Below are 9005 nucleotides of genomic sequence, written 5' to 3' on the forward strand. Positions count from 1 at the left end.
GCCGTGCGGCCCGGGACGGCCGGCCGTGCCGGTCGGTGTGCCCGTGGCGTCCGGGGCTGGAGGGGCGGCCGGCCGCTCGCCGGCGCCCCCTGCCGTCCCGGCGGGAGCGGTGCCGCCGCCCGGGCCGTCCAGCGGCACCATCCGCACCGACCCGGTCGGTTTCCCCGCCGCAACCGTCTGCCGGGGCACCCCGCCCACCGCCGTGTAGCCGCCCCCGCCCGCGCCGCCCCCGCACGCGACCAGCGCCGCGCCCAGACACACGACGGCCGCCGACGCTGCCGTCACGGCGCCTCGGCGGCCATGTGTCCATGTCGTCGTACGAAGCATCCCGGTACGAAGCATCGGGCCATGGTGGCTGACGCCTCGTCAGTTGGGAAGGCTCAGTCGGAGATGAGTCCGTCGCGCAGCTGGGCCAGGGTCCGGGTCAGCAGCCGGGAGACGTGCATCTGGGAGATGCCGACCTCCTCGCCGATCTGCGACTGGGTCATGTTGGCGAAGAAGCGCAGCATGATGATCCGGCGCTCCCGGGGCGGCAGCTTGGCCAGCAGCGGCTTGAGGGACTCGCGGTACTCCACGCCCTCCAGCGCGGTGTCCTCGTAGCCGAGCCGGTCGGCCAGGGAGCCCTCGCCGCCGTCGTCCTCGGGTGCCGGGGAGTCCAGCGAGGAGGCGGTGTAGGCGTTGCCGACCGCGAGGCCGTCGACCACGTCCTCCTCGGAGACGCCGAGCACCGCCGCCAGCTCCGCCACCGTCGGGGAGCGGTCCAGCTTCTGGGAGAGCTCGTCGCTGGCCTTGGTGAGGGCCAGGCGCAGCTCCTGGAGCCGGCGCGGCACGCGCACCGACCACGAGGTGTCGCGGAAGAAGCGCTTGATCTCACCCACGACCGTCGGCATCGCGAACGTCGGGAACTCCACGCCCCGTTCGCAGTCGAAGCGGTCGATCGCCTTGATCAGGCCGATCGTGCCGACCTGGACGATGTCCTCCATCGGCTCGTTGCGCGAGCGGAAGCGGGCCGCCGCGTAGCGCACGAGAGGGAGGTTGAGTTCGATCAGGGTGTCCCGGACGTAGGCGCGCTCGGGGCTGTTCTCGTCGAGTGCGGCGAGCCGCAGGAACAGGGAGCGGGACAGGGTGCGGGTGTCGATGTCCGCCGGTGCCGGTACGGCCTCGGCGGGGACGGGCGGCGCCGGCACGGCTTGGAGGGCCGTGACGTCAACGAGCACGTCGAGAGCGTCGAGCTCCTTGGGCGCTGCCTCGCTCGTGGGCGTGAGCACCTTCGAGCTGCCCTGGTCTGCGGACATGCCACCCCCTTTGGGTCGCGGGACAGTCGGGGCGGCGATGCAATTCGAGCAACGCAGCCTTCACCTGAATACCGGAGCCGGAGGTCCGGCAAACGCGCTTCCGGAAGAATGTCACATGTCGGCAACACGCTGTAGTGACATGTCGACACGTCAGATGCCAATCGGCCCTGGAAAGCCGGGGTCTGACGGTATTTCGGAGCACAACTGTCGGGAACCGCCCTGGTGAGCGATTCGCTCGTGCCGGTTACCTATCGATCCTGCTTTCGATCCGGTGCGATCTGGTGTGTTCCGGACCGTGCACCCGTGCGCCGGTTATGCCTCGATCCGATTCGCCGACCGCAGCCGCTGGAAGCTACGCGCGAGTAGCCGCGAGACGTGCATCTGGGACACACCCAGTTCCGCGCTGATCTGGGACTGGGTGAGATTGCTGTAGTAGCGCAGGAGGAGGATTCTCTGTTCGCGTTCGGGGAGTTGGACCAGGAGGTGGCGGACCAGGTCGCGGTGCTCCACGCCGTCCAGGGCCGGGTCCTCGTAGCCGATGCGGTCCAGCAGGCCCGGCAGCCCGTCGCCCTCCTGCGCGGCCTCCAGGGAGGTCGCGTGGTACGACCGGCCCGCCTCGATGCAGGACAGCACCTCCTCCTCGCTGATCCGCAGCCGCTCGGCGATCTCGGCGGTCGACGGTGAGCGGCCGAAGGCCGTGGTGAGGTCCTCGGTGGCGCTGTTGACCTGGACCCACAGCTCGTGCAGCCGGCGTGGCACGTGGACCGTGCGGACGTTGTCCCGGAAGTACCGCTTGATCTCGCCGACGACGGTCGGCATCGCGAAGGTCGGGAACTGCACGCCCCGCTCGGGGTCGAACCGGTCGATGGCGTTGATCAGGCCGATGGTGCCGACCTGGATCACGTCCTCCATGGGCTCGTTGCGGGAGCGGAAGCGGGCGGCCGCGTAGCGCACGAGCGGGAGGTTGGCCTCGATGAGCGCCCCTCGCACGCGGTTGTGCTCCGGCGTGCCCGGCTGCAGGTCCTTCAGCTCGGCGAAGAGCACCTGGGTCAGCGCGCGGGTGTCGGCACCGCGGCGCTTCTCGGGGGCGACGGGGGTGGCGGGGGCGCCGGGAGCGCCGGGGGTGGAGGCGGGGGCGGGCGCCTCCTCCTGGGGCGGCGCAGTACTGGCCGACACGGTCAACGCCACCTCTTCATCGGTCAATCATCCGTCAAAAGCGGTCATAGCATCACAAGACATGTGCACTGTGTGCAAGCACCCGATAACCCCGTGTTGTGGCCTGATGACGCCAAGTTGAGACCCCGGACACGCGAAAGCCCCCCGCCTTTCCGGGCGGGGGGCTGCGGGGCGCGGGGGCCTAGAACTCGTAGTCGGCGATCACCCACGTGGCGAACTCCCGCCACAGGGCGACGCCCGCCTGGTGGGCCGGGTGCTCCAGGTAGCGCTTGAGGGCGTCCGTGTCCTCGACCGCCGAGTTGATCGCGAAGTCGTAGGCGACGGGCCGGTCGCTGATGTTCCAGGCGCACTCCCAGAAGCGCAGCTCCTGGATCTGGCCGCCGAGCGCCCGGAAGGCCTCCACGCCCGCGACGACCCTCGGATCGTCGCGCTCGACGCCGTCGTTGAGCCTGAAGAGGACCAGGTGGCGGATCATGGGGTGTACCTCAGCTTCCTCGGCGGCTCTCTCAGTTCTTCGCCCCGTCGGCGAGCCAGGTCATGAAGTCGCCTATGGCCTTGGCCGCGTCCGAGATGCCCTCGAAGGCTATCTGGACGTAGTCGGCCGCCTTGGCCGGGTCCGTGATGATCACGTACAGCGCGAAGACCACGAGCACGTACACGGCGATCTTCTTGGCGTTCACCGCCACCGCGGCCTCCCCTGTGCCTGTGCCCCGTGGGCTCTGTTGCCGGCGGCGAGTGTAACCGCCGCACCCCCCGAAGGGACCAACGGGCCGCCCGTCGGGGACTCTTGCCCCGGAACCCGTCGGGGTCCGCGGGAACGCACGAAGGGCCCCGTCTCGCGACGGGGCCCTTCTACAGCGGTAGCGGAGGGATTTGAACCCTCGGTGACTTGCGCCACACTCGCTTTCGAGGCGAGCTCCTTCGGCCGCTCGGACACGCTACCGAGGGAGACCCTACAGCAAGGTGGGGCATGGTCTGAAATCGGTTGGGCGGCCCTCGGTCAGCGGTCCCGGAAGAACGCCGTGAGGAGCCCGGCGCACTCCTCGGCCAGGACGCCCTCGACGACCTCGGGCCGGTGGTTGAGCCGGCGGTCCCGCACGACGTCCCACAGGGAGCCGGCGGCTCCCGCCTTGTCGTCACGGGCGCCGTAGACCACGCGGTCCACGCGGGACTGCACGAGCGCGCCCGCGCACATCGTGCACGGTTCGAGCGTGACGACCAGCGTGCAGCCGGTCAGCCGCCACTGGCCGAGCGCGGCGGCGGCCCGCCGGATCGCGAGCACCTCCGCGTGGGCCGTGGGGTCGCCGGTGGCCTCGCGTTCGTTGTGCCCGGCGCCGAGCACCGTCGTGCCGTCCGGGGACAGCACGACGGCGCCGACGGGGACGTCCGCGCCCCGTACGGCCAGCTCCGCCTCGTCCAGGGCGAGCCGCATCGCGGCCCGCCAGGGGTCGCGCACCGGGTCGGCCGCCCACCGTGCGTCCCGGGGGTTCTCGGGCTGTCCGGGCGTGGTCAGCGGACGGTCTCCAGCACCTCCGAGGCGCCCAGGGCCTCGGCGATCTCGGCCAGCGCATCGTTCGGGTCGAGGGCGCGCAGCTCCTTCTCGCCGACGCCCAGGTCGTCGAGGATCCCTCCGTCGCCCACCGGGCCGTGCGGCACGGCGCCCGCGGCGGCGGTCTCCTCGTTCTCTTCGGGCTCCTCCTCGGACTCGCCGTCCTCGGTGCCGTCGAGGTCGAGGGCGTCCAGGTCCGGCCCGTCGTCCGCGCCGGGCTCGCGGCCGAGCAGCTCGTCCGTGAGCAGCAGCTCCCCGTAGGCGCTGCGGGCGGCGGCGGCCGCGTCCGAGACGAAGATGCGAGGGTCCTCCTCGCCGTCCACCCGGACGAGACCGAACCAGGCGTCCTCCTGCTCGATCAGGACGAACACCGTGTCCTCGTCGGGAGAGGCTTCCCTGGCCAGGTCGGCCAGATCCGACAGGGTCTCCACATCGTCGAGCTCTGTGTCGCTCGCTTCCCACCCGTCTTCGGTGCGCGCGAGCAGTGCGGCGAAGTACACCGTGACTCTCCCACTGGTCATAGGCGTGCCGGTTGGGGGTCCCCCCGGCGGAGGTTCTGGGCGGGGAGAGCTGTGCTCCGAGCCCCGCCCACTCGGAATCGTGGCAGAAACAAGGCGTTCAGGGGACGTCTTCGGCTCCCTGTGTCCGGCTCTTTTGATCGTGCGCCCGCATCCGGCGGGTGCACGACCCACCGGCGCGCTCGTTGCCGCCACCTGCGGATCGTACGCGGCTTTTTCCGGAGGCCCACGCACTCCGTCCCGGGACACCGGCGTGGGCGATGATCTTCCTTACCAGAGTCTTTCCTGCCGGGATCGTACGACGACGGCCCTCCCTACCAGCGGAACGTCCGCATCCGCATGGCGTGCCGGAGCCGGGCGGCCTTGGCGCGCCGGGGCTGCACCCGGTCGCGCAGCGCGCGTGCCTCGGCGAGGTCGCGCAGGAACTGGGCGCGCCGGCGCCGGCGCTGGGCCTCGGTCTCGGGCTGTCCCGGACCGGCGGCGTCCTCGGCGCGCGCGGCGGCATCGGTCTTGTGGTCAGGCAGGTCAGGCACAGTCACACCACCCCGGGTCCGTCCCTCCCACTTTCCCTCGGTCGGGGGGTTTGATGCCAGGCCGGTGCGGTGCCGGGTGCGGGCCGGTGCCAGCGCGAGGGGGCGGCGGGCACGGTTACTGTTAGGGACATGCGTCTCCACGTCGTCGACCACCCCCTGGTCGCCCACAAGCTCACCACGCTGCGCGACGAGCGCACCGACTCCGCGACCTTCCGGCGCCTCGCCGACGAGCTGGTCACCCTGCTCGCCTACGAGGCCACGCGGGACGTGCGTACCGAGGCCGTCGACATCCGGACGCCGGTCGCGTCGACCACCGGGGTGAAGCTGGCCCGCCCCCGGCCGCTGGTCGTGCCGATCCTGCGGGCCGGACTCGGCATGCTGGACGGCATGGTGCGGCTGCTGCCGACCGCCGAGGTGGGTTTCCTCGGCATGATCCGCAACGAGGAGACGCTGCAGGCGTCCACGTACGCCTCGCGCATGCCGGAGGACCTCTCCGGCCGCCAGGTGTACGTGCTGGACCCGATGCTGGCCACGGGCGGCACGCTGGTCGCGGCCATCCAGGAGCTGATCAAGCGCGGCGCCGACGACGTGACCGCGGTGGTGCTGCTGGCCGCCCCCGAGGGCGTCGCGGTCATGGAGCGCGAGCTGGCGGGCACCCCGGTGACGGTCGTGACGGCGGCCGTCGACGACCACCTCAACGAGCACGGCTACATCATCCCCGGCCTCGGGGACGCGGGCGACCGGCTGTACGGCGCCGCCGAGTAGTCCCGCCGGGCGGACCCGGCGATTCCCTCAGGCACGGTCACCGGGCTCGGTGACCGTGCCTGTGTCGTCCCGGCCCGGTGCGGGTCAGCAGTGCTTCTTCTTCGGGGTGGCGGGGGTCTGGCCGGCCTTGGCCAGGGTGGTCAGGGCCCGGTCGGCGGCCGGGCGGGCGGTGAGGTTCTTGAAGCCGTCGCCGATGATCAGGTCCACGTCGGCGCCCTTGTGGGCGACGTCCGTGCGGCGCTCGGCGCCGGCCAGTTGGGTGGCGAGCACGGGCAGCGAGCTGTTGAGCGCGGATGCGGGGCCGAGGAGCACCCCGGTGCCCTTGACCTTCTTGTCGAACTCCTTGGTCGCGTTGCCCACGTGACCGATCCGGAAGCCGCGCTTCTTCAGCTCGGCCGCCGTGTCCTTGGCCAGCCCGCCGCGGGGGGTGGCGTTGTAGACGTTCACCGTGATGTCGCCGGGCCTGGGCAGCGCCACGACCTGGGCGGCGGTCTGCGCCTTGGTGCGGCAGTCCGCCTTGGTGCCGGCCGCCGAGTCCTTCTCGCCACCGCCCGTGAAGACGTCGATGAGCTGCAGCGTCCCCCAGCCGATCAGGCCGAGCGCGGCGACGGACGCGAGGACGGCGAACGCGAGCCTGCCGCGCCGCCGCGGCCGGCGCATCCGCGGGTATTTGTCCCCCGTGATGCGGTACTGGCCGCCCATGCCGGGGGGAGTCAGCATGCTCATGAGCGCAGCGTAGTGCGCGCGGGCGACGATGCCTATTAGATGATCAGTAGACGCCGCTCAGTGGAACCCGAAAGGGGCAACGGGCGTGTCGCGCCGGGTCAGTCGAGTTCGAGCACGCGCGCGTGCAGCACCTGGCGCTGCTGGAGGGCGGCGCGGACCGCGCGGTGCAGGCCGTCCTCCAGGTAAAGGTCGCCCTGCCACTTCACGACGTGCGCGAAGAGGTCGCCGTAGAACGTGGAGTCCTCGGCCAGCAGGGTCTCCAGGTCGAGCTGCTGCTTGGTGGTCACGAGCTGATCGAGGCGGACCGGGCGCGGCGCGACGTCCGCCCACTGCCGGGTGCTTTCCCGGCCGTGGTCGGGGTACGGCCGGCCGTTTCCGATGCGCTTGAAGATCACACGGAAAGCCTACCGGTCAAGACCTTCCGGGCGCAGCCATGGCGCCGTAGTGCGACGCTGGAAAAGCCGTGTCCAAACGGGTGATAACGGTAACTACCGGGAACAGGGGCCGGAGATGAGTGACAGCGAGACGCTGCCCGCCGGGGCTCGGGAGATCGCCTCGGGGTACGCCTTCACCGGGCCCGCCCTCGAACTCGGCGCCCTCCTCTGGGACAGCCGGTGCCATCCGGGCGCGCCGGTGCGCGTCCCGCTGTCGGTGCTCAACCGGCACGGTCTGGTCGCGGGCGCCACCGGCACCGGGAAGACCAAGACGCTCCAGCTCGTCGCCGAGCAGCTGTCGGCGCAGGGCGTGCCGGTGTTCCTCGCGGACATCAAGGGCGACCTGTCCGGCATCGCGCGGCCGGGACAGGCGGGCGACCGGGTGCGCGGGCGCGCCGCCGAAGTGGGCCAGGAGTGGATCCCGGCCGGCTTCCCGGCGGAGTTCCTGGCGCTCGGCGGGCTCGGCCGCGGTATCCCGGTGCGGGCCACCGTCACCGCCTTCGGCCCGGTGCTGCTGTCCAAGGTGCTTGGCCTCAACCGGACCCAGGAGCAGTCCTTGGGCCTGATCTTCCACTACGCCGACACCAAGGGCCTGGAACTGGTCGACCTGAAGGACCTCAGGGCGGTGGTCGCCTTCCTGACCTCGGACGAGGGCAGGTCCGAACTGCGGGAGATCGGTGGCCTGTCCACCGCCACGGCCGGGGTGATCCTGCGCTCGCTGACCGCCTTCGAGGCCGAGGGCATGGCGGACTTCTTCGGCGAGCCGGAGTTCGGCACGGCCGACCTGCTGCGCACGGCGCCGGACGGACGGGGCGTCGTCTCGGTGCTCGAACTGCCCGCCGTGCAGGACCGTCCGCGGCTGTTCTCGACGTTCCTGATGTGGCTGCTGGCCGACCTCTTCCACGACCTGCCGGAGGTCGGTGACCTCGACCGGCCCAAGCTGGTCTTCTTCTTCGACGAGGCCCATCTGCTCTTCGGCGACGCCTCCAAGGCGTTCCTGGAGTCGATCACCCGAACCGTACGGCTGATTCGCTCGAAAGGGGTCGGCGTCTTCTTCGTCACGCAGTCCCCGAAGGACGTGCCCTCCGACGTCCTCGGGCAGCTCGGCAGCCGGATCCAGCACGCCCAGCGGGCCTTCACCCCGGACGACCAGAAGGCCCTCGCGGCCACCGTGAAGACCTTCCCGGACTCCGCCTACGACCTGGCGGAACTGCTCACCGGCCTGGGCACCGGCGAGGCCGTGGTGACCGTCCTCGGCGAGCAGGGCGCCCCGACCCCCGTCGCCGCCACCCGGCTGCGCGCCCCGGAGTCCCTGATGGGCCCGGTAGACGCGGACGAACTGGACCGGGAGGTGCGGGCGTCCGCGCTCTTCGGACGTTATGCACAGGCTGTGGACCGCGAGTCGGCGTACGAGCGGCTGAGCGCCCGGCGCACCGCGCCCCCCGAGGCCGGCCGGCCCGCCCCCGCCCCGCGGACGAAGGCGCCCGAGCGGGAGCCGTCGCTGGTCGAGGAGGTGGTCGGCAGCGGCGTGTTCAAGTCGCTGGCCCGCTCGGTCGGCACCCAGCTCGGCCGCGAGATCACCCGGTCCCTGTTCGGCACGGCCCGGCGGAGGCGGTAGACCGCCCCCGCCGGCGCGTCAGCGGGCGTCCTCCTCCTTCGCCGTCGGCGGGTTCTCGGCTTCCGGCCCTTCCGGCCGGGGCGGCGCGCTGCGCCTGGCCTCCGCGCGCAGCAGGGCGCGCAGGACCGCGTACGGGTCTGTGGGCATGGCGGTGTTCCTCGCGTCGGACTGACTGGCCTCGGAGCGGGGCCGGTCAGCAGCGCAGGACCACCGTGCGCAGCAGGGGCACGGCCGACGGCGGCAGCGGCTCGGCGGGACGCGGTTCCGGCGCGGGGCGCGCGGGGCCCGGGGGTCTCGGGGGGCCCATGGGGCTCGGCGTGCTCGGGGGCCGGGATGCTCCGCGTGCGCGTGGCGCCCGCGGGCCTCGGGACGTCCGGGTCTCTCGGGGCGC

The 9005-nt window shown here is 72.0% G+C and carries 12 protein-coding genes, 1 tRNA gene and 1 pseudogene; 2 read left to right on the plus strand and 12 right to left on the minus strand.

Annotated elements, in window-relative coordinates:
• The 9 genes and pseudogenes from PV343_RS39880 to PV343_RS39920 form a co-directional block, all read right to left on the minus strand.
• Positions 1-285 (minus strand): annotated as a pseudogene (locus PV343_RS39880) (hypothetical protein); the annotation flags it as partial.
• A 95-nt stretch (positions 286-380) separates the two neighbouring features.
• Positions 381-1295, minus strand: coding sequence for an RNA polymerase sigma factor SigF (locus tag PV343_RS39885; RefSeq protein WP_319151954.1), 915 nt, complete (start codon positions 1293-1295; stop codon positions 381-383).
• Positions 1296-1607: 312 nt separating this feature from the next.
• The gene (locus tag PV343_RS39890; RefSeq protein ID WP_319151961.1) at positions 1608-2477 is read right to left on the minus strand and encodes an RNA polymerase sigma factor SigF; all 870 of its coding nucleotides are present in this window, start codon (positions 2475-2477) and stop codon (positions 1608-1610) included.
• Between the two features lie 175 nt (positions 2478-2652).
• A complete protein-coding gene (locus PV343_RS39895; protein ID WP_319151955.1) occupies positions 2653-2946 on the minus strand; it encodes a Dabb family protein in 294 nt (97 codons plus the stop codon).
• Positions 2947-2977: 31 nt separating this feature from the next.
• Complete coding sequence (locus PV343_RS39900) at positions 2978-3157, minus strand: hypothetical protein (protein ID WP_020940984.1); 180 nt, start codon at positions 3155-3157, stop codon at positions 2978-2980.
• Between the two features lie 172 nt (positions 3158-3329).
• Positions 3330-3414: transfer RNA gene (locus PV343_RS39905), tRNA-Ser, on the minus strand.
• Between the two features lie 57 nt (positions 3415-3471).
• Entirely contained in the window at positions 3472-3903 is a 432-nt protein-coding gene (gene tadA / locus PV343_RS39910) for a tRNA adenosine(34) deaminase TadA (RefSeq protein WP_319151962.1), read from the minus strand.
• Positions 3904-3980: 77 nt separating this feature from the next.
• On the minus strand, positions 3981-4520 hold the full coding sequence (locus tag PV343_RS39915; protein WP_319151963.1) for a hypothetical protein: 540 nt from the start codon (positions 4518-4520) through the stop codon (positions 3981-3983).
• Positions 4521-4852: 332 nt separating this feature from the next.
• The gene (locus PV343_RS39920; protein WP_380975745.1) at positions 4853-5071 is read right to left on the minus strand and encodes a hypothetical protein; all 219 of its coding nucleotides are present in this window, start codon (positions 5069-5071) and stop codon (positions 4853-4855) included.
• Positions 5072-5200: 129 nt separating this feature from the next.
• On the opposite strand from PV343_RS39920, the gene upp reads away from it, so the two are divergent.
• The gene (gene upp / locus PV343_RS39925) at positions 5201-5836 is read left to right on the plus strand and encodes a uracil phosphoribosyltransferase (protein WP_319151956.1); all 636 of its coding nucleotides are present in this window, start codon (positions 5201-5203) and stop codon (positions 5834-5836) included.
• Between the two features lie 84 nt (positions 5837-5920).
• Here the strand turns inward: upp and PV343_RS39930 are convergent, their stop codons facing one another.
• Together PV343_RS39930 and PV343_RS39935 are read right to left on the minus strand one after the other, a co-directional pair.
• On the minus strand, positions 5921-6562 hold the full coding sequence (locus PV343_RS39930; protein ID WP_319151957.1) for a LytR C-terminal domain-containing protein: 642 nt from the start codon (positions 6560-6562) through the stop codon (positions 5921-5923).
• A gap of 98 nt (positions 6563-6660) precedes the next feature.
• A complete protein-coding gene (locus PV343_RS39935) occupies positions 6661-6957 on the minus strand; it encodes a type II toxin-antitoxin system VapB family antitoxin (RefSeq protein ID WP_004943146.1) in 297 nt (98 codons plus the stop codon).
• A 115-nt stretch (positions 6958-7072) separates the two neighbouring features.
• Here PV343_RS39935 and PV343_RS39940 point away from each other — a divergent pair, with 115 nt between their 5' ends.
• Complete coding sequence (locus tag PV343_RS39940; RefSeq protein WP_319151959.1) at positions 7073-8614, plus strand: helicase HerA-like domain-containing protein; 1542 nt, start codon at positions 7073-7075, stop codon at positions 8612-8614.
• A gap of 18 nt (positions 8615-8632) precedes the next feature.
• Here the strand turns inward: PV343_RS39940 and PV343_RS39945 are convergent, their stop codons facing one another.
• Entirely contained in the window at positions 8633-8761 is a 129-nt protein-coding gene (locus tag PV343_RS39945) for a hypothetical protein (RefSeq protein WP_319151960.1), read from the minus strand.
• Positions 8762-9005 lie beyond the last annotated feature (244 nt).

Source organism: Streptomyces sp. WI03-4A (genome assembly GCF_033792105.1).
Lineage (GTDB): Bacteria > Actinomycetota > Actinomycetes > Streptomycetales > Streptomycetaceae > Streptomyces > Streptomyces collinus_A.